The 23,501-nt window shown below is 68.4% G+C and carries 1 protein-coding gene (only partly in view); it reads left to right on the top strand.

Annotated features, from left to right (window positions below; translation table 11 throughout):
* On the top strand, positions 1-23,501 hold the 3' portion of the coding sequence (locus tag ABH933_RS36980) for a hypothetical protein (protein WP_429424654.1). 7,843 nt of this gene lie to the left of the window's left edge; the window shows 23,501 of its 31,344 coding nt (coding positions 7,844-31,344); its start codon lies off the left edge, out of view; it ends in the stop codon at positions 23,499-23,501.

Raw genomic sequence — 23,501 nt, 5'->3', positions numbered from 1 at the left:
AGACCGGCCACGTCCCGCCGACCCTCGTCGCGCCGGGGCGAGCGGAACAAGACCCCGGCGCTACCGACCGACCGGATGCGACCGCGGAGTTCCGGAACGACTGTGTGGCACGCTCTTTCGATCAGGTCAATGCGCGCCAGGGCGATGTCGTCGAGACTTTCGAGCACACACCGGGCAAGCTCGCCGGCGTCTCTTGGGCCCAGACCCGGCCCCGGCTGCGCGGTGCCGTTCCGGCGGGCTTCGTCGGCACCCGCCGACCGTCCGTGCACGGACGGCACGGCTCCGGCACCCGGCGATCAGCATTCGACGTCCTCGTCGAACAGCTCATCGACACCCCCGCTTCCCCAGATCCTCAGGCAGCCAACCACACCGGTCCGGGCTCGACCGCCTGGGTGCTCGAGACCCGAGCCGTCGATGGGCAGGGGATCGGCGCGCACTCGGTCGCGATTACCTATATCGGCCGCACCGCCTCCGGCGATTACGAACTCGAGGTTGACGGCGTACGCGTCATCTATCTCGGTACCGACTCCGACGGCAACACCGTCTGCCGCACCGCGGACGGACGGTTCGCCTCGCTGGGCGAACTGACCGGCGGCACCGCGCAGGAGTACAAGCCGCTGCGGGCCGTGATCTGGCACAACGGCGCGAATGTCGACGGGATCGGCAATGCTCGCCTTGCGCCGCTGCCCGATGCCCTGCGCATCGGCCAGAGTCCTGGCGGACGAGAGAATCCGCTGAGCCGGCTCACCGACTTCTTCGAACAGCACGAACATCCCCGGCTGCGCCCCGGCCGGGGAGATCCGCTGAGCCGTTCCCAACGTGACTACGTCAACGCGCTCGCCGCATCCGTCGGAGTCGGCGATGCCTTGAGCGGGTTGCACTATCCATCGGGTCACCTGGCGGATCTGGCGCAGATGGCCTGGGTCCGTGGCTTTTTCGACACCTCACCGAAAGGCGCTGCCGCACAGCATATGCGGGCATCCGACCTGCACCCGCTCAGCGCCGATGAACAGTATCCGGGTGAGCAGTACTGGCGATTCATCGGCGATCCTCGGCAACGCGCCGAGATCGAGGCCGAGCTACAAGCGCAGGGCCGAACGACGGCCGGCGGAGTCACCCCACTGCGGCGTGCCGATCGAGAGTCACTGGGATTCCAGTCCGCTACAACGGCTTCCACGGGCACCACCGGCCAGGCCCGGACGCCTCGGCTGCTGTCGATGGATACCGCGCGCACCGAACTGGCAAACGAATTCGGCTGCACCCCGGACTCGCTCACCGCCGCGGAACTCCCATACACAATCGCCGATCTGCGCTACCGGGCACTGCTGCGCGCAGGCGCGGTGGAGGCCCTCGATGCTGTGCTCCGGCGCCTCGGCGGGGCAACCGATCCCGAACATCGCCGACAGCTCGCCGCGGTGCGGGATACCTGGATCGGGCTGCTGGGGGCCCGGCCGCACGAGCTGGCCGCGGACCCCTCGGGGGCGATCGCGCGGTTGCGCGCGGCGGCGCTCGACCACGCCACGGCGATCGCCGAACTGGCGGATGCGGTACAGGTGGTCGACCAGGAATCCGCGGCGGGCGGCACAACTGTGGAACCCGGTACCGAACGTCGCGTCGACATCAACGTCGACGGCACACGCGTCCCTGTCCTATTGACCGCCGATGAGTCCGACGGCTGGCAGGTACAGCAGGCGCAGCGGCAGCCGGCGCCGGAAATCGCCGAACGCAAGCCCGCTACCAAGCCCAGGAGGGTGAACTGGCTGGGGCGGCTGCGCAAACGCCCTGTCGTCGCTCCACCGGACTTCGCCACCGGGGATGCCTCGACGACGGGGGTCGCGTTGACGTACGACTTCTTCGCGGTAGTCACCTCCGAGCATGCGGATCCGTCCACCCTCGACTCGCACCTCGAGTACGGTGGGCACGCGAACAGCATGCTGACACTCGTCCGCGAGCTCTTCAAACACTGGCGCAACCGTCAGACCATCGTCGAGCAACTCATCTCACCGAAGCCGACGCCGTCGGACAGCGGACCGCCCACCCGCGACGGCTCGGAATACGAGTACTGGAACCTCGACGGCGATCCAGAGCTCCGGCAGCGGGTGCTCGACCGCCTCGGGCGCCTGCGGGCACCCGCCACCGATGCGCCCGCCCGGCCGGTGCATCCGGGCCCGGAGATCGATATCACCGGCTGGGCCAAGGACGACGTCCTCCCGCCGGTGCCGAACGCAAGTATTCACGAGCCGGCCGCGGCCGTGAGTGCCGAACTCACCGAATGGGGGGAGCAACTGGGTGATGCCGTCGACCTGAGGCAGGAATACGGCGAGACCCTCATCGCGCTGGCCGACCAGTATGGTGTCGACCTGCCCGACCTGAGCCCGGAGTCGATCCAGCGGGCGCTGGATGAACTGCAATACCGTGCGTTGCGGCATTCGGCCGCGGTAGCGGACCTGCTCGACATCGCCGCCCGGTTCGAAGCCGAGAACGGCTACATCGCCTATCGGGAAGCAATCTTCAACAAGACCATCAATCCGCTGATCCGGTTCGAACAGGAACTCTGGCACAAATCCGTCGGCGAGGACTCCACTCCGGGGACCTTTTGGGGAGGTATCCGGTCCGGGATCCGCACCGGATTCTTCGGCAACGTCAAGATGCCCGAGTGGCGCGGTGTCAACAACGGCAGCGATCCGCTGCCGCGCTGGTACGACCTGGCCAACAACGACACCCCCGCGGGCCGGAAGTTCTTCGACAACATGCTGCGCCGCGAACAGTTGCGCAGTCAGCTCGGCGACCTGGCCGACTTCCTGGAGGTCTCCCCCACCGACCTGTCGCCCGAGACGATCGAGGCCGTGCGCGCCGAGACCGCCGAATTGACAAACCAATTCAGCACATTCGAGGCCACAGCGCGGACGTTCCGGGCGGCGGACACCGAATTCGGTGACATCGCCGAGCTGATGGCACGAACCGCCGGTAACGAGTGGATCGACTCCCAGAACGGTGCGCTGCTGGATCGTCAGCGCTTCCCGGGGATCGGACTGGTCGGCGATAATCCGCTGCGCCTGGTCGTGTTCGACAACAACCTCGACCACGATCAGTTGCTCACGGCGGTCCTGTCCGACCCGGACAACGCCGACCTCGCCGAGGCATTGACACTCGGTCACATCGGCCTCGAGTATCGCGTCATCTGGGCCAGTCGGAACGGGCAGGTGCACGTCGCCGAAATCCCGGCACCGGATGTCCGACATCTGTCCGAGGTGCTGCAGGATAGACACCTCAACGCGACCCTGCTGCGGGACAGCGACGAGCCGTGGCGTGTCGTCGGCGACCGGGCGCCGTCGAATCCGGTAGCGCCGCAGGGTGAATCGGAGCCGCCCCAGCTGTCGGCGGACGAGCGTGAGGCCGCACTGGAGGAACTCGCCGACCGAGTGGGCTGCGCCCGCGCGGATCTCGAACCCGAGCGGCTGGCCGCGACGCTGGCCTCGCTGCGGCTCGAGAACGGACTGCGGGCACTGAGTGTCGAAAGGCTCGCCGACACTCTCCGCAACCAGGCCGAGGTCAACGCGTTCCTTACCTCCGACAAGCGCGAGATCCTGCACGAGAATCTGGCAAAGGCGCTCGGGCTGCGACACGATCAGCTGACACCTCAGCACGTGGCACACGCCTTGGCGGACCCGACGCTGTCGGCTTCGACTCGGCAGAAGCGGACTCAGGCGCTGGTCGACTACGCGGCCTCGCTCCGCGAGATCGATACCGCGGGCGTCGACGCGGCCCGCGATCGCCTGGCACATCAGCTCGGTGTCTCATCGGAGGACCTGGCGCCGACCACCTACGAGATCGACCCCGTCACCCAGCATCGTGGCGCCACCGCAGACCTGGCGAAGGTCGACCCGCCGGCGCTGAGCAAGGCGGTCACGAATCTGACGCACCGCCCGAACAGTTACGACCATCTGATCGACGCGCTGTCCGAATTCGTGCACGCCATCGACGTACTGGACCCGAACACCGCGGGCATGTTCAAGCTTCCGCTGACCGATCCGCGCCGGCCCGAGGGCCCTCTGCCCATGTACAGCCCCGACACCATGGAATATCTGCGTGAGGTCTTCGCGGATCACGATGCCCTGCTCGCCGCATTGCCGACGCGCGCCACCCCAGATGCGCCGGAAGTACCTGCGGCACACACAGATTGGGTGAAACTCGCCGGCATAGATCCCACCGATGTCACCCCGGAGAAGTTCGCCGAGATCTTCACTGCCATTCGCGACGGCGACTATCCGGATCTGCTGAACAAACGCGACCCCGCGGCCCTGGCCCGGATGCACGAACAGCTGCGCGAGGAGATCCTCCGGCAGGCCACCGATATCACCGCCCTCGGCGAGCTCGCCGAACAGCACAACCAGGCGCGCATACCGGAGGCTGCCGCCGCCCGCAACGCCGAAATAACTCAGCTCACCCGCGCCTGGTCCCGGGCCTGGAATGCCCGCGAAAACGCCCGTGCCGCAGTGGATGCGGCGATCGCGGCTGGGGATGCGGCCCGTGCCGCGGCCGCGGCCGACGACTTCGCCCGCTTCGACGCCGAGACCAACGACCTCGACGCCCGCGTGCGCGCGGCGGTGCAGCACAACCAGCGGATGACCACCATCGAGACCGGCCTGCAGGCCCAGTCCGCCGCGATCGAGGCGCTGACCCAGGCCGGGGCCGACGCCATCCGGCGCGAGGAGGCCGCGGCCGAGGCCGCTCACCTGCAGACCATGCTCCGGTTCACCGCGCTCCAACGCGAACTGGCGCAGGCGGCCTCCGACCTGGACCCGGGCAAGCCCATCGAACCGGGCGGCTGGGACCTCTACAACGAGATCGACCAGATGTACGCGTCGACACACGCTCCGGCCGTTGTGGATTGGCTGAATGCCGCCGGACACGACCTGTGGCGTACCCCCCGGGCACTGCCGACCGGCGGATTCATCGCACGCTGGAAGTACACCACCGACGCCGCCTGGATCGCCACACACGGCACCAACCGAGTCGACATCGCCAATCACCAGCACCAGGAACTTCCGGCCGATCACCGATCGGAGACCGACGCCTCGACCGAGGCCGCACTCCGCGCCGTCTCACAGAGTCTGCGCGACGGTAACGACCCGGACGACCCACGAGTCATCGAGGCGGCCAGCGAAGAAATCCACATGCGGTGGAACGAACGCAACTACACCACGGCCGTTCCCGCAAGCCTGCTGGAGCCCTACCAGGGCATGGTGCCCGGGGAGGGCATCTCCGAAGACGAGAAGGACAAGAGCCGGGTATTCGCACGTCTGGCCGTCCGGGCGCTGACGGGCAAACTCACCGAACTTGCCGCAGCCGTGGGGCAGCCGGCGAAACAGGCGGTCGACTGGGGAATCAACAACTGCGTCGCCAAGTCCCTCAATTACGTCAGCCGCCACCACGGTGCCGTGGATGCACCGCAACCCCGCAACGACTCCACCGGGACCAGCTGGCTCCAGGCCCGGCCGTGGCTGCGGGGTGCCGTACTACATGGATTCAGTTCCAGCACAACCTCTTCCGCCCACGCCACCATCGCCGACACACTCATCACCACCGGCCCCAAAGCCACCGCCTGGATCCTGGACCAACGCACCACCACCGACGGCTACGGCATCGGCGCACACAGCTCCTCACTCACCTACCTGCACCGCAACACCGACGGCACACACACCTTCGAACTCGACGACCAGGAAATCACCTACCACCCCAACAGCCAACCCGGCCACGAATGGTCCATCGGCAACGGCCCCCGCACCTCCTTCACCGAACTCACCGGCAGCACCGACGCCGAAACCGCAACCACCCGAGCCGCAATCTGGCACGAAGGCCTCCCTCACAACGACGTCGCCACCGCCGACCCCACCATCCCCCAACCCGCCGACGAACTCCGCATCGGCCAAAGCGCTCCACAGCAGCCGGAAGACGATTCGGCCGTATCACGCAGATACACACCGAGTCGGCCACGGTACGAGTTGGAACAGCCGGTGCGTCCGCTCCCCCATCAACCGGAGCTGGCCCGCCCCGGAGCCCACGTACCGATCACCGTCGACGCCGACGGAGTGATTCTCGGCCGGGACGGGTTGCCCTACAACAGCAATCCCGCGGGCGATTTCTTCCTGCTCGGCACACTCCCGGGCGATCTGCGCTCCATTGCCGACTGGGGCGCCGGGCACAAGGTGCTCTACAACAGTTACGCCAACCCCGCCGACGGGCCTGCCGCGTACGGGGTCTGGACTATCGAGAACGGTCGGCTGACCTCGGTGATTCCCTTCAACGGATCGTTCACCGACACCTTGAACCTGCCAGGCGAGTTGCGACCGACGGCGCAACTCCGATATGAGCTGACTCGCCTCGGAATCGACCTGACCACCGTCGATTTCGAAGACGAGCACCAGGGCCTGTTGTGGCAACCAGGAGCGCATGGGCAAGCGATCGATCGCCTGATCGAGCAGGGCGGCATCGGCGTCGCCCGCCTGTTCCCCGGATACGGCGATCACTTCTGGGTGGATATCCTCAGCGCCGATGTCACCGGGGCGCGGGTAACGGTAACGCTGTCGCTCAACCCGGTGCGTGGCGAGCCGGGCCGGGTAACCCTGACGATCGACCGCGACAATGGCGCTACCGCAATACATTATTCGGATCTCGAGCTGGGTGCGGAGCCGTTGCGGACCGCCGCCGTACTCGCTGAGCTGCACCGCACAGTGGTGGAACCATTACTGGCGGAGTCCGGCGTCGACACCGGCGCCCGTGTCCGCTGGACGTACACCGCCGGCGGGCCGGTGCTGTCGGACCGGTCGGACGATATACCGGACGGCGACTTCCGGGTGTCGGCCGACCGGGTGCGCGAGGTGCCGCTCGCGCGGCGCTGGGTCGGCGAGCAGCTGGCCGAAATCGGCTGGGGCACAGACGATCAACGACACTCGGTCATGCTGGCGGTTTCGGAGTTGACCGCCAACAGCCTCGAGCACAGCGACGGTCCGGTGCGGATCGTACTGGAGCGGCTCCCCGGCACCGATCAACTGCTCATTCAGGTGATCGATACGAATCCGGAGCATCCGCCCGCACTCGAGGCCGAGCCCCTGCCCGACGAACAGATCATTGCCCTGACCGCCGAGGCCGACCCCGCCCTCGAGTACGATCCCGACGCGGAGATCGACCTCGACGCCCTGCTCGAGGCATTCCCCGATCCGGCGCCGGACGAGGTCGTAGACCAGGTGCTGGCCACCGCCGAGACCCGCGGCCGCGGTCGCCAGATGGTGGACGAGGTGAGCGACGCCTGGGGTATCGCGGATCTCGCCGAGGGCCAGGGCAAGTCGACCTGGCTGCTGATCGCCGGATCCGCCGTACCGACTGCCGAAACCACGTCGGGAGAGGCGCAACCCGACGACCGGGTGCAGCCGAGCCGAGCCGGCTTCGAGGTGGTGCCGCCGAACACTCCGGGCCAGTTCGCCCCGGACCCGGATCAGGTCGTCGAATTCACCATGGTCCGTGGAAAGGACGGGCTGTTCGTCGGTTCCGACGGCGAGCCGTACACGACCCTCGATCCGGACGCGAACTACGAGACGGCCGATGTGCTGCTGCTCGATGCTGACGGCGGCATCCGCTCGGCCCCTGCCAGGGACACCGCACACATCGAGCTGTACCAGACCTACGGCGATGCCAGCCAGGGACCTGCCGGGTTCGCCACCTGGATACTCGACGAGCACGGGCGCCTGACCGGAATCGCGTTCGGCACCGACGGTTTCCGATATGCGCTGTCGGATCCGCGCTACGCGGCGCAGGTTCGATTCGCGCTGTCCCGGGCCGGGGTCGACCTGACCGCCGTCGAGTTCCACAACCCCTACGACGGCGAATTGTGGAAGGAGGGTGGCTCGGCAATCACCGCGGATGAGCTGATCACCCAGGGCGGCAAGCCGGCGCCCACGATGTTCGCCGGAGCCCGTGACGAGTTCTGGGTGAACGTGACCCGCGTCCGGAGCCGGGCCGACGGTGTATCGATCACGTTGTCGGTCAACCCGGTCCGTGGCAAACCCGGCAGTGTCACGCTGGACCTCAGCCGCGAAAACGGCGTCATCACAGCACGATACGGCGATGTGGTACTCGGCCCGGACGCGGTGCGGGTGGCCGCCGCGCTGACCGAACTCCACGACAGCGCGGTGGCGCCGTGGCTGGCCCGCTCGAATGCACTCGTCCGCGGTAACCCCGCCGAACAGACCGAACAACAGGTGGGCACGGCCAACGGAAATGCCGTCGATGCCGCACGGCAGTGGGCCGTTGATCGACTGCGCGAACTGGGCTGGCGCAACGAGCAGCAGCTCGACGACGTCGGGTCGATGGTCGCCGAACTGGTCGCCGATGCGATGGAACACGGCGCCGGTCCGGTGCGGCTGAAAATGGACCTGGTCGGAGAACCCCGCACCCTGCTCGTACAGGTGCTCGACAGCAATCCCGCGCATCCGCCCGCGCGCGCGGCCGGCCTCGCCGACACCACCGGCATCGCCGATCTCGGTCAGGGCAAGTCACGGTGGTTCACGCTGCGGGAGAAACCACCGGCCGCCCCCGCGGAAACACCCGTCGCTCCCGCCGATGCGCCCGATGCCCCCGCGATCCCCGACGGCATCCAGGGGATCCTCGATCGAATCGAGGCCGCCGGGGCATCGCCCGCGGCCACCGCGGCAGCCAAAGACCTTGTCCTGGAGCAGTATCGGAACCATCGGCAGGCCCGCGAAGCATCGTTGCACGGCGAGTACCTGACCAACAGGACGAAGGATCTGGTCGCGAAGGGCACGTCCGCGGCGGAGGCCGATCCGATTGCCCGGCGGCAGGCGGACGAATTCATCACCCGCAAGCGGGCACAGGCCGGGATCACCAAGGACGCGACACAGCGCGTGACGCAGTGGGCCGACAAGACGTCGATCGCCGGGGTGATCGCCGAGGCCGGAGGCCAGGACGCGGCTCTGCTCGCGCCATGGGCCGCCGACCCGGATCTACCCAAGGCCCTGCGAACACTGCTGAACCGGATCGGAAACTCCGATGCGGGGCAGGTGGCCAAGGAACAGGCCACGCGCCTGATACTCGAGCGCTACGAGGATTACCTGGAGGGGCCGACGGCGGGCGTCTACGCCGATTACGTTCGGGACAGGTCCGTCGAACTCACCGATCAAGGCACACCGGCTGCCGATGCCGAGCGCCTGGCCCGGCAGCAGGCCGATGCCTACATGCTGACCGCGCAGGCCCGGCAAGCGGTCGGCGCTACCGCGGCGAACAACACCGTGCAATGGGCCGACAAGGCCCGCGCACGCGCCGCGCGAGCGGGCGCCGATCTGGTCGACCGGCTGGCCCGAATCTATCGCTACGAGCATCTGCTGCCCTCCGAGCTGGATCCGAATCTTACTGCACCCCAACGCTTTGTCATCGGTCAGCTGGAGAATCTCGTCGCCGGACTTGCCGTGGCCGAGGCGGAACTCGCTGCGCTGCTGCACCGCATGCCGCATCTGACGGAGGCGGGCGCCGCGGCATGGGCGGCGACGATCAAGGGGACCAGATCGACGCTGATCGAGCTGTGCGCGGATTACTTCGAGGGGAAAACTCCTACCGGCGAACCGATTACCGAAAAGACGGCCGATCCGGCAATCTGGGCCGGTTACGAGGCCATAGTTCGCGGCCTGCTGGGCGAGATCCGGCTGGCCGCACAGTTCGATCATGTCGATGCGGTGTGCCGGCTCGTCGACCTCGACATGCCCATGGGGGCACGGATCGACGGCGAGATCGACGTGGTGACAGACGGTCACCGAACCTGGCGTGAAGTCAAGACGAACAGCCTCGAGGGGCAACGCAACGGGGGTCAGGAGATCGAGGCCCAGGCCCGCAAGCAACTCCTGATCGCCTACGAGAACCGGGAGTATTGGGTCGATGGGGCCCCACCGAAGATCGTGTGGCACTTCATCAATGGCGTGCGCCCGGCCGTGAGGGCCAGGCTGGAGGCGATCAGGATCGAGGACGAGACCGGACGGATCGTGCCCGGGCATCGGATCGACGTGGTCGATGAAACCTCGCGGTCGGCACCGGCCGGGGAGCCGGCGGGCTTCGAACTGTACGACGAGATCAGCCGGACGTACCGGGCGATGCACGACCCCGCCGCCGTCGACTGGGTGAACTCCACCGCGCACAACCTGTGGCGCAATCCCCGGGCGCTGCCGACGGGCGGATTCGTTGCCCGCTGGAAGGACACCACCGACGCCCGATGGATCGCCGAACACGGCACCACCCGGGTCGACATCGCCAACACAGACCATCGAGAACTGCCGGTCGATCACCAGGAAGAGACGGAGGCCTCGACCGAGACGGCACTGCGCGCTGCCGCGCAGCACCTGCGCGACGGTAACCATCCGGACAATCCTCAGGTCATTGAGGCGACCAGCGAAGAAATCCACCTGCGGTGGAACGACCGCAACTACAGGTGGGCCGCTTCGAGCCTGCTCGAGCCCTACCAGGGCATGGTCCCGGGGGAGGGCATATCCGACGATGAGCAGGAGAAGGACCGGCAGTTCGCGCGCCTGGCCTTCCAGGCGCTGACCGGTCGGTACGCCGAACACACGGCGGCTCAGGAGCAGCCGGCGCCGCAACAGGTCGACTGGGGCACCAACAACTGCGTCGCCAAGTCGCTGAACTACGTCTACCGCCACCAGGGACCGAACGACCCCGACGGTCCGGTGCTTCCGCCGGCGCCCAAGAACGATTCGACCGGAATGAGCTGGGCCGAAACCCGGCCGTGGCTGCGGGGTGCCGTACTACATGGATTCAGTTCCAGCACAACCTCTTCCGCCCACGCCACCATCGCCGACACACTCATCACCACCGGCCCCAAAGCCACCGCCTGGATCCTGGACCAACGCACCACCACCGACGGCTACGGCATCGGCGCACACAGCTCCTCACTCACCTACCTGCACCGCAACACCGACGGCACACACACCTTCGAACTCGACGACCAGGAAATCACCTACCACCCCAACAGCCAACCCGGCCACGAATGGTCCATCGGCAACGGCCCCCGCACCTCCTTCACCGAACTCACCGGCAGCACCGACGCCGAAACCGCAACCACCCGAGCCGCAATCTGGCACGAAGGCCTCCCTCACAACGACGTCGCCACCGCCGACCCCACCATCCCCCAACCCGCCGACGAACTCCGCATCGGCCAATCCGATCCGGGCGCCGATACGCCCGAGCAGCGGGCGGCGGACGCAGCCGCACAGCGGGCAGCCGCGTTGCGGGCCGCCGCGCAAGCCGACCCGGCCAGCTGGTTGAAAAACCAGCTGGCCCTGCAGGCCGAATGGACCGCCCGCGACCTCGCCGGCACCGCCGACTGGGTGCGCCGCATGTCCCAGACGCCCGAGGAGCAGCGCGCGGAGAACCGCGATCGGGCCGAACAGTTCGCGCACGACGCGACCGTGCGCGCCGAAGAGGCGCGCCGAGCATCCGACGCCGATCCGGACGACTGGCTCAAGCGCCGGCTCGCCGAGCAGGCCGAGTGGACCGCGGCCCAGTATCGCGACATGACCGACTGGATGCGGCAGATGTCGGGGCCGGAGACCGAGGCCGATCGGGTCGCCCGGGAGGCCCGCGAAACCGCCAGGTGGGCAGCGGATCTGCGGCGCGAGGCGCGGGAGAACCCCGACGACGAATTCCTGCGCCGGATGGCGGACATGGCCGAGCGGGCGGCCCGCAACCAGGCGGGGGTCGCCGAGGCGGTGCGGCGGCAGGAGGAATGGAACGGCGAGGAGAACGAGGGCGAGCAGGAATCGGAGGGCACAGCGGGCTCGGAATCGACAGGGTCCCAGCAGCATCCGGATCCCGGTACGGACCTGGCCCGCACCGGCGGTACCTCCGCCGACGAGGGGTTGCGCGCGGCCTTCGCCGAGGTGGCCGGGAATTACCCGCTCACGGAGGGCAACCTGGCCCGCCTGCTACTCGGGCCGGGACTGACCCGAGCGCAGCGGCGGACGCTGGTCGGCGCCCTGCTCGACAGCATGGGCGGTGGGCTGCACCGCGACAGCATCGCGGTTGCCATGACGCGCAGCCGCCTGCTGCGCGCCTTGGGCCTGACCGGTGTCCGGTTCCGGATGCGCCCGGTGCGGGTCGGGGGCAGGGTCCAGACGTATGTGGATCAGGCCAGCATCCGGTACGGCCGTGCCCGCGAGTACGAATACCAGGCCGTCGGGCCCAGCGCGCGCAGAATCGCCGCCGCGCTGGGGCGCCTGGCTCGGCGGGGCCGGGGCGACACCGCAGTCGAACCGCTGACCGAACTGATTCATGCGGTGCTGCACGGGGATCCGTCCTCGGTGCTGCCGCGGCCCCCCAGCGCATTGGTCACGGACGACGTGCATACGGACGAGAACGGCCGGGTCGTCACGAAGGCCACCGATATCGACGCCGCGAAACGGCGGCGTGTCGATGTCGCACGCACGCGCCTGGACGATCAGCGCGCGCAGCGGCTGATGGAGGCTCAGCGGGCCGCCGCCGATGCGGTGCGGCCGCGCGTGGAGGCCGAGCGGCCGCTGCGGGACGCGATCGATAAGGTCAACCGGCTCGAGGGGGCGGCGGCCGGACGCGGCGAGGGGCACACATCCGGGGTCGACTGGACACAGATGACCGATCCGCAGCGCGGGGAGCTCGTGATCGCCCAGCTACGCAACCAGACGATGCGTACCGCGGTGGGCGACGACACGCAGGAGGACTTCAACCAGGCCCGGCACGACGCGTACGCCGAGCTCGAGGCCGCATTCCGGGTGCATCGCGCCGCCGCCGAGCACGAGGCGGTGACATTCACCCATATGCAGGCGGTCGCCGAACAGGTCGCGCTGCGGACGGTCAATGCGACCTCGGTCCCCGGACAGCCGCGCGTCGGCGTCATCGACGGCCCCCAACGCCGAGTGGTCGTGGTGCTCTGGGACGATTCTGCAACAGCCGAGGATGTCATCGATCGCGCCGCCGAGCACTATCAGGAGATCGGGGAGCTGGCGGAGGATCGCTCGAAGGTGGTGGTGCTGCGCATCGTCCCCGACGATCACGGCAACCTCGCGGTGCAGCGCGAGGAACATCCCGATTCTGCTGTTGCACAGTCGGATCCGAATGACCCGACCGCGAACGATCCCGTCCGGACCCGGCTGCACGAGCTGAACAGGCGTCGTGTGGCGTTGGAGGAGGCCCGCACCGAATGGCTCGGGCATCGCAACGCGCTGGCCGCCGAGCTGGGCATTCCCTCCACCGGCAACTGGCGGGCGCTTCGCGACGCGAATTTCGGTGCGGCGCTTCAGGAGGTTCGCGAACGGGCCGGGGTGCAGGATCTCGAGGATCTCGAGACCGTACCGCAGCTGATCAGCGCACGGAACAACGTTCTCGAGCTCAATGAGCGGATCGCCTCGCTCGACCGCGAAGTGGAGGCGCTGCAGCGGGACCCGTCCCTCCAGTCCGAGCACGACCGGCTCGTCAGGCGGTGGCAGGGCCTGCAGGATCGGCAGCGGGCCGCGGAGGAGCAGCTCGCCGAGCTCGCCGGCAAGGTCCATGTGCACGACTACAGCGGAAGCGATTACGAGCAGGCGCTGCTGGCGCGGCTGCGCGAGGCGCAGGAACGCCGGATCGTCGTTCCGGCCACCCTCGACAATCCCGGCACCGTCGAGCATCGGGCGGCCTCGCCCGCCGAGATCGCGCAGCGCCGCCAGCAAATCCGGCGGCTGATGGAGCTGGTCGACGCCATCGACCACATCAAGAAGCAGAAGACGGTCCTCGAGGAACGGCTACAGGATCTGGCGATCGACGGCGTCGGCGAGGGCGTCCCCCGGGCCCCGGAGCTGGCCCAGGAGTTGCTGCGCCTGGACGCCGAACGCGCCGAGCTGCTGGAGGATCCGCACACCAGCGCGCAGCGGTCGCGGATGGCCGAGCTCCTGGATCGGCTGCGGCATACCGGTATCGATATCTCCGATGCGCAGGTGGACGGCGACGCCGACACCCTGCGCGAGGTGCTGGATGCGCATCGCGCGGCGGCCGCGGCCCGCACCGACGGTACCGGGGTGGATGCGCGGCGCCTGCTCGATGAGCTGCGAGAGGCCGCCGGCACATTGCGGACCGACCCCGGGGTGCTGCGTGCTCGGATGCTCGATCTGCTGGATCGGCTGCGGCGTAACGGTATCGATATCTCCGAAGCGCAGGTGCACGGCAATGCCGACACCCTGCGCGAGACACTGGACGAACATCGCAAACAGGCCGACCTCCGCACCGACGGCACCAAGGCGGACGTGCAGAACATGCTCGATGAGCTGAGCCGCACCGCCGATGCGCTGCGACCGGGCCACAGCGTGCTGCGCGCGCGGCTGGAATATCTGCTGGATCGGTTGCGGCATACCGGTATCGATATCTCCGATGCACAGGCGCACAGCGACGCCGATACCCTGCGCGAGGTGCTGGATGCGCATCGCGCGGCGGCCGCGGCCCGCACCGACGGCACCGGGGAGCACGCGCTGAGCATGCTCGACGAGCTGAACCGCACCGCGGATGCGTTGCGGCCCATAGAGAATGCCCTGGGCAGGCTCGAAGACGAGGTCGCTCGTCTGACCGGCCGGTGGGACCGGGCCCTGTCGGATATGGATCTGACCAAGACGACCGATCGCGTCGTCGTCCTCGACGGCCGCTCGGCCGAACCCGGTGCTGAGGGACCGGTCGTGCCGCCGCGGGTCATCGTGCTCGGGTCGCGGCTGGACTCCGCGGGCAGCCGTACCGAATTCGACGACGCGCTGCGGCGAGCAATCGAGACGAACCCGCGGGTCGCGCGCGCCATGCTCGAGGACCCGCACATCGAATACTGGCAGATGGTCTCGGGTCCCGCGAAGGTGCAAGCCGAGCCGCTGGACGGCCCGGGCCGGGCCGATCGCCGCTATTACAACGGCGATCCGGTCCGCGGCAATGCCGGAGTGCGACTGGGCGAATGGCGCGACAGCGCCGGTAAGTGGCATCCGATCGATCCGGGCAAGTCCGCATGGCGACGCAGTGACGATACGAACACTCCCGACGGTTATCGGGAAGGCGACCCGGACTGGTGGGGTGGCCTGGCGCATTTCATCAACACCCTGGACCTGCCGTTCGCACATATTCCGCAGGGCAAGTTCGCGGAGGATCTGTTGCCGTTCAATCCGATGCTCGTCGGACCCGGCCAAGCCTTCTTCACCGGGGACATCCCCGAGGAGGACCTGTACACGCCGCCCATCGCCCACCAATTCAGCGAGTTCTGGTTCGGGCAGCGCCAGATTCGCAACCTGATCATGGCCCTGAAGCATCCGCTGGTGAAGGAGTACATCCACAACCATCCGGAAATCGGGGACTGGATGAAGGAACGACCCGGGCTCCTGCGCAAGGCGCCGTTCTCCACCATCCTGGCCGGATACAAGTGGCATCGCGAAGCACAGTGGGACGAACAGCCGGTGTTCCCGAACCGCCACTACGGCGAGAATTCGGTCAACCCGCAGCGCGAGGAACTACCTGCCGGAGTGCAGCACCTGTACGAGCAGCTGCGCAGCCTGTCGCCGGAGGAATTCCGGCACGAGATGCAGGCCCGCGCGGGCCGCGCGGTGGTCGAGAAATTCCAGTCCGATATGGTCCGGGTCTATCTCTCGGGCGATCCCGATATGGTGGGCGCGCTGCACCACCATATCGAGGCCGCGGTCGAGGAATTCGGTCCCGTATTCCGCGCCGGTGATCCGGTGGTCGTCCGGGAAACGCTGACGGATCTGCAGCGAATTCTGACCGGATATCAGTCCGGCGGATGGGCGCCGCGTGAACTTGTCAACCGGATCGTCGAGACGCTCACCCCGCATATGAACAGCGATTTCGTCGGCGGCGATCCGATCTCCGATCAGTGGCGGCTGCTGTCGTGGACCGATCGGAACTACGAAATGTTCCGCGCCGACCCGCATCTGGCCGACAAGATCATGGCCGGGCTGCAGCAGCACGCCCACAACGAGCGGGTGCTCGCCGCCCGGACCGTCGTCGCGCGGATTCGCCAGGAATTGATCGAGGACGTGCCGCCTGCCGAGCGGGCACATCCCGAATTCGAACAGCGGCTGCGCGAGCGCGTCGATGCTCTCGTCGCCGGGCTGCGGGACGAGGATTTCCGAAATCTCAAGTACCGCACCGTCAAGGTGGTCGGCGATCTGACCGTCCCCGCGGACGACGGCCTATCGCGATTCGAGCGCATCTTCTCGAGCGCTCACACCACCAAGGTCGCAGAGCCGGGTGACACGCTCGTCGCGGTGCACGAACGGCTGACCGGGCAGAAACTGGCCAAGGGCGCCGTGCTGACCGTCGATGAGGCGCGCGCGGCCCTGGAGCATCTGCTCATCGGCGACCGCACCAGTCCGGAATACGCCGCGGACCTGCGGGAGCGGATCACGGACTACCTGTCCGGACTGCGCGACGATCAGGTCCGCGACCTGACCGAGGAGCAACTCCGCGCGCTGGGGGCCAGCACCGTCGCCCAGCATGGCGATCAGATGTTCGGCGAGTGGGCCAGATCCGGTGCGGTGCGGTTCAAGCGGATCTCCGACGCCTTCGATACAGAGGATCCGGAGGCGATCCGGGCCACCGTCGACGCGGTGTACCGCCAGCTCGTGCGTGAGGGGGAGACCGGCAAGATCACCGATCTGGTGGTCAACCGGATCGCCGAGGGCATCGCCGGCGACATGCGGGACGACTATGTGCGCCAGGACGATGTGGCGCCCATCGCCAAACCGCCGTCGCTGGACCTGACCCGCGAGAAGATCCAGATGGTGATCGACCACCTGCTGATCAACGAGCACTATGTGCACGATCATCTCGACCCCGACGGCCGGTTGATCAAACGGCGGATGGATCAACTCGTGGATGTCGCCGAGGCGATCAACCGGCTCATCACCGTGGAACCGTTGGGCGACACCGTGCTTCCGCGCCTGCGCCATCCGCGGACGTCGGATGTGATCTTGCTGCACGACGCCCTGGCAGAGGCCGTCTACGCCGCGGCCAACCCCTTCCGGACCTGGTATGACGCGAATGCCAGCGCCGCGGCCGACGGGTACGACTGGGACTCGGTTCGCCCGCCGATGACGGGCTGGCGCGCCAAGATCCGCTTCCGGTCCGATCTGGCGGAGCTGATGGAGAGCCTGCGCGCGACCGAGCGGCTCGAGCGCGCCTCGGTGGTATTCGACGGGGCCGCAAGGGATCTGGGTCGTGATCCGCAGGAGGTGCTGGACGCCCTGTCGCACGATCCGGTGCAGGACTTCCTGAATACGCTGCGGGAGCGGCAGAACGGGCGCGCGGGCCTGGATCGGGTCGATGCCCTCGGGGCCGCGATCGAGGACTATCGCTCGGCGGAGGTGGCGCAGGGCCGCAACGACAACGAGCGGGCACGGATGGCGGGCCGGGCGATGGACGACGCGGCCCGGGATGCGGGTGCGCAGCCGGACGAGGTGCGCGCGGCGGTGGCGCGGAATGCGCTGCAGGAGTATATGAATTCGCTCGGCGGCCAGCACGCCGACCCGGCGGGCGCGGCACGGGTGAAGGCGCTCGAGAACGCGATCCGCGAGCGCAACGAGGCCGTCGCGCGCCTGGCCCACGCCACCCGCGGGGGCGAGACGCCGTCCCGGCTGCACACCGGCCTGCATCCGCTGGACACCTTCCTGCCGGGCGATCGGAACCGCCAGGCCCTGCCCGCGGCCGAGGATCGGCTGATTCAGGCCTCGGAGGAGTTGCAGACTGCTGCCGTCGGGCTCGCCGACCCGCGGGAGGCGATCGGCAAGGGGCCGGACTATTTCGCCGCCCTGCGGGCGCGCCAGCCCGACGCCGCCGGGCGTGCCCGGGTGGACGAATTCCGGGAGGCGGTCCACGAATTCGAGTCTGCCGATCAGCATTTCACCGCGGTTCGTGACGGCGTCGCACGGGCCGAGCTGACCGCCTCGGGCCGGGCGGCGCAAGCACACGAGCCTGCGGGGCGGACGCTCGAGCCGCACAACCGGGCGTTGCGGGAGGCGCAGGACGCCCTGAACGGGCGGCAGGAAAACCTCGACCGGCAGCAAAACCTGGTGCGGCAGGCCACGAACCGGCGCAATGAGGCCGGTGCGGCCCTGGATCTGGACGCGGACATGCTCGCGGGTCTGACCAAGCGCAAGCGGGTCGATACCCTCGTCGATGAGCTGAACCGGCGCGCCGACAGCGGCGCGCCCGGCGCACCGGATCGCGCGGCGGTCAGGGAGTTCGCGGACGCGGCCCGCGACGTGGTCCGGCTGCGCCGCGACATGATGCGGGCGCAACGCGAACTGAACCAGGCCCACGCCCACGTGCAGGACCGCGCGCGGGAGCTGGAGGAGGCGCAGCAGCGGGTCGCCGCTCGGCAGCGCGACGCCGACGCCACCGAGGCGCGGGAGCTGATGCTGCAGCGGGAGCGGGCGGCGCAGCAGGCCGCCGCCGAGGTGCTGCCCGAACTGCGGCGGCAGCTCCGGGAGTTGACAGAGCAGGCACAGGGGGCCGCGGAGGCCGATCCGGCGGCGGCGACCCTGGCCTTCCAGCGGGCCCGCGGCGTGCTAGGGGAACTGCAGGATCGGCTCGAATCGGAACTGGCGCAACGCAGGGCGCTGCTGACCGGCGCCGAGACGGCCCGCGAGGGAGCGGCCGAGGCTGTGGGCGTCGATCGGACGGTCCTGGACGGCCTGACCGATGAGGATCACGTTCGGGCGCTGGCCGATCGGCTGCGCGCGGACCCGCCTCCGCGGCCCACGCACGAGCCCGTCGACGCCTTCCACCGGCGGGTGGCCGCGTTCGCCGACGCCGCCGCGGCGCACCTGCGTGCGCAGCGCGAGGTGACGCGCCTGGAACATGAGCTGGTCCGGGCGCGTGAGCAGGGCCGGGAACTGGCCGAGCTGCACGCCGAGCTCGATGCGCGGATCGCCGCCGCCGATGCGGACCGTACATCGCTGCTGTCGCGTGTCGCCGAGCATCCGGAACTCGAACCCGCCGAACAACATCCCGCGCTGCCGGCCGCCACCGGGCCGGGCCTGCGGGCCGCCCGCGAGGAGCGCGAGCGTCTGGAATCCGAACTGGCACACCAGCAACAGCTCGCGGATGCGGCGCGCCGCGCGGCCGAGGTGGCCCGCACGCGAGCTCTGAAAATGCTGCCTATCGAGCCGAACGAGCTCGCGGGGCTGGACGATCCGGAAATGACACAGCAGGCTTACGCCGCGGCGCAGCGTACCTGGCAAGTCGGGCAGACCGATCCGCGCCGGGCGGCGGTCGACTCGCTGCGGGACGCGGTGGGCCGGTACGCGCACGCCAAGGCCGAGGCGGAGCGGATCGCGCAGGAGTTGCGGCGGGTGCGGGAGGCCGAGCAAGCCGCCGAGGCCGCCGACGCCGCCGCCGTGCGCGCGGCGGGCGACGCGATCCTCACCGAGGGCGCCCACGGGCTGACCTACACCCGCCACTACAGCCCCGACGTCGCGTACGGCGTGCACGCCACGGTCGACCGCGACGGGGTGCTGCGCGCCGATATCACCGTCGGCCCCCGCACCCCCAGCGGCCGGACGATGTTCCGAGACATGATGGAGACCCTCGGCGACCGGGTGCGGCATATCGAGGCCGGGTGGCGAGGCGGGGACGGCTTCTCCGACGAGCTGACCGCCTACGCCGACTCCGTCCTGAACAGGCGGCTGAGCCCGCAGGACGCCGCCCGCAACACTGTGCTGGGGCGCATGGCGGGCGAGCTCGGATTCACCGAGGTAACGGTCCACACCGACGATCCTTCGCAGCCGGTCGGCGAAAACAACGGTGTCACAGTCCGTTTCAGCAAGCCCGACGGCACGCCGGGAACCCATCGGTCGCCGGGCGGCAACGATTCCGGCGACGACGGGCATCGGCCCGGTTCGGCCACCGGCAAAGCCGCCAAGAACCATCCCGCGCAGTCCGAGCAGAATTCGACGGGCAACGGTGTCAAGGGCACAGCGCCGCAGCCAGGGCCGGACTCGTCGGGGCCGCAGCAGCCGCCGGCCGTCTTCAAGGGTGAAAACGATGGGTCCGGCCAGGACGACATGCCGCTGGAATCCACCGAACCGGGATCGAATACGCCTGCGGCAACACCTGATACGCGTGCGGCAGCAAGTCGGACACACACCATGCCGTCCGGCGCCGCCGACCGGGAGGCCAAGCCCGAGGGTTCACGGACCAAGGTTCCCAAGAGCGACAGCCCGGACATGCTGACATTCCGGTTCAACAAGTTTCAGCAGAACAGAGCGGCCGAGCTGCTCGCGCGCGCGGGTTATCGAGTCGAGCAGATACCGCCCGCGCAGGGCATGGCGCCCCCTGTGTACCTGATCGAAGGCCGCCCCTTCGGCCACTTCGCCCCGCAAACCGGGCACCCCGGCAACATCGTCGACCGGATGGTGCGCCACGCGCGCAACGGCACCGACCGGATCGTGATCAGTATGAGCGAAACCGCGGTGACCCCGGCCGAACTCGCCGCGCTGCTGAACCGGGTGCGGCCGGCGGAGATCACCGAGGTCATCGCCGTCGACAGCAACGAAAATATCATCCATCTCTACGCCAGGGAGACGCCGGAATCCCCATGGGACGCCCGCAATTACCGGACGGTCGCCGAACTCACCGCGGCGTTCACCGCGCGGCACCCGATGTCCGTCACGGGCTTGGATGCCCCGGACCTGCCGTTGGACAATGTTCGCGAATACCTGCAGGCATTGCACGACCAGCTCACCAAGTACCCGTACCTGTATCTGCGTGAAATCAACATCGCCGATATCCGCCCGGCTGCGCGAGTACAGGCCGCGGTGACCGCCGACTCGACCGACGGCCCGGTGTATACCGAGCGAATCACCGTCAGTAGACGACTCGCTGCCGATGACTCGCTGCCCCCGGGACGGATATACCGGCTGACGGTGACCGCCATCGGGGAGGCACTCATCCACGCGGGCCGCTGGCGCGCCGAAGCGCAGGCCTTACCCGCGCTGCGCGAGCATTACCGCGCCCTGGGCGGGACACCGGAGGACGAGCAGCTGTTCACCCAGTGGCTGCGCCAGGAACTGGGGACGGCCGCTGTCGACAAGACGGGCAGCTTCAACGTCCGGCCCGCGTTGATCTCGTCGTTCCGGGCCGCGGAGAACGACCCGGCGCACGCGACCCCGGGCCAGCTCTTACTCCGCGACATCATGGTCGGGCAGGCGCAACGCTGGCATGACCGGGCCCCCAACTATCTGCCCACGCCGACTGCCGAGGAGGCCGCGAACATCGCGATCTGCGTCACAATCGGCGCGCAGCTCCAACGCGACCTCGGGATCACCACCTTCGGATTCGACCTGCCCGGCCTCGACGTCGCCACGGTGCAGGAATTCGTTACCACCGTCCGCGCGCTGCTGGAGCGGCATCCCGAGATCACCCTGGACTCGATCGGTATCGGCCCGCTGCCCGAAAATGCCACCGGCACCGCCACCCTGATGCTCGATGCCGAAAACCGTCCGCGAACGGGCTCGATCATCCTGCCCGAGCGGCACGCTATCAATCCGGCAGAGTTCCGCAGGACGTTCGGCCTCTCCGTCGACAGCAAGCACCGGGTTGGTTTCGCCAGATACCCGGTGGCCAGTGCTATCGCCCACGAAATGGCCCACGGACTGTATTTCGCAACCGGAGTGGCATCCACGGCCGAGGCGCTCGCCGCCGACCACGAGCAGGCAATGCTCGAACTGCTCGCAAAGTACCAGTCGCTCCCGAGCGCCGCCGGACGCCCGGTGGATCCCGCGGAATTCCAGGCCTGGCTCGACGAACAGTTCAGCGGCTACAGCCGCAATCCGGACGGCACCCTCAACTTCCCCGAGGCCTATGCCGAGTCCGGTGCTTCGGTATTCCTGCACGAGTACAAGGCAACCGACGGCGAAAAGGTCCTGTACGAACGCATGGCCCGACTCGCACGCGAGGCGTCCGAACGACGGCGCAACGAGGCGCCGCCCACGAGTCCCGGCACCGAAAATCGGCCTCCGCAAACATATTCCGGGCAGTTCGCACCCGATCCGGCAGCAGGCGCGGCAGATACCGACCCCTTCGCGAATCTGGGCACCGCAGCAGAGGTCGGCGAGGCCCTGGCGGCCAGGCGCGGCGTTCGGGTCACCGGATTCGGTCCGGCGGTGGACGTCGAAACCGCCCGCGAATACGCACGCGCGGTCGACCAGGTGCTCGCTGACCACCCGGGTATCGGAGTTCGCGAAATACAAATCGAGCTCCTGGACGACGGCGTGTTCACCGCGGTGGAGACGGAGACGGTCGGCGACCGGACCCTGACCAGGGAGATCGCGTTGAACCTCCGGTACGCCACCGACCCGGCACGATTCCACCAGGATTGGTCGACCAGCGATATCGGTACCAGCATCGCAGGCCTCGCCGATCGGCCCGCCTACGGCAGCGCGCTCTATGAATTGGGCTGGGCACTCGACGATGCCGGCGGTAACACTGCTCAGCAGTGGGCCATGTCCGCCCTGGTCGCGCACTACCGAGCCCAGCACGGTGGCACCGTCGAACTGGATGCGTTCACGGCGTGGCTCACACAGCAGTTCAGCCCGTACAGCTTCGGGAAAAACGGGAGCTTCTGGACGGCCGGAGCGGTGCCGGAGGCCTTCGCCGCGGTCGCCTGCGATCGTGCGAACGCGACCGAAGGCCAGCGAGTGCTGCACGACCTCGTGGTGCGGCAAGCCGACCCGCACACCTACCTCGAGCCCGACGTCGGCGACGAATCCTTTACCGAGTCGACGATCACCGACGAGTGGTCGAACCTGAGCACCCCGAGTGCGGTCGCGGCGGCGCTCGCCCAACGATTCAACCTGGTCGAGGCCGATCTGGATCGCCCCGGCGTCGGCGTCGAGACCGCGCGCGAGTTCGCCCGGGCCGTCGAACGGCTGCTGACCGAGCATCCCGAAATCGACATCCAGCGCGTCCGTATCGCACGGCTGAAGGACGCCCAGTTCGCGGAAGCCACCTATGCGGACGCAACCATCACACTGAACGAGACGTTCGCGACCAATCCTCTGCAGTTTCAACATGATTCGGCAGTATCAGTGCGCAGCGGATGGTTCCACGGCACGGTCGACCGTCCGGTTTACGACGCGATCATCCATGAGGGAGGGCATCTGTTCGATGCCGCCGGGAACTTCGAGGCGCGGCTGGAGGCGACGATGAACCTGGCTCTCTATGAGATGGCACATCCCGGGACCAACCTGAAAGATCTTCTCGCCAGCCAGATCTCTCGGTACGGTATCGACAAGAGCGACGGCCTGCTCAACCCCGCCGAGGCATTGGCCGAGGCCTTCGCCGCGGTGATGCACTACGGCAGGGCCAACGTCACCGAGATCACCGGCCTGATTTACGACCTCATGGCGGCGGCGGTAGCCCGCGCCTGA

This window comes from Nocardia sp. GP40 (assembly GCF_050434125.1).
In the GTDB taxonomy this organism is placed as follows: domain Bacteria; phylum Actinomycetota; class Actinomycetes; order Mycobacteriales; family Mycobacteriaceae; genus Nocardia; species Nocardia albiluteola.
Note: the sequence above shows the minus strand (reverse complement) of the source record. Positions and strands in the feature narration are given on the sequence as shown.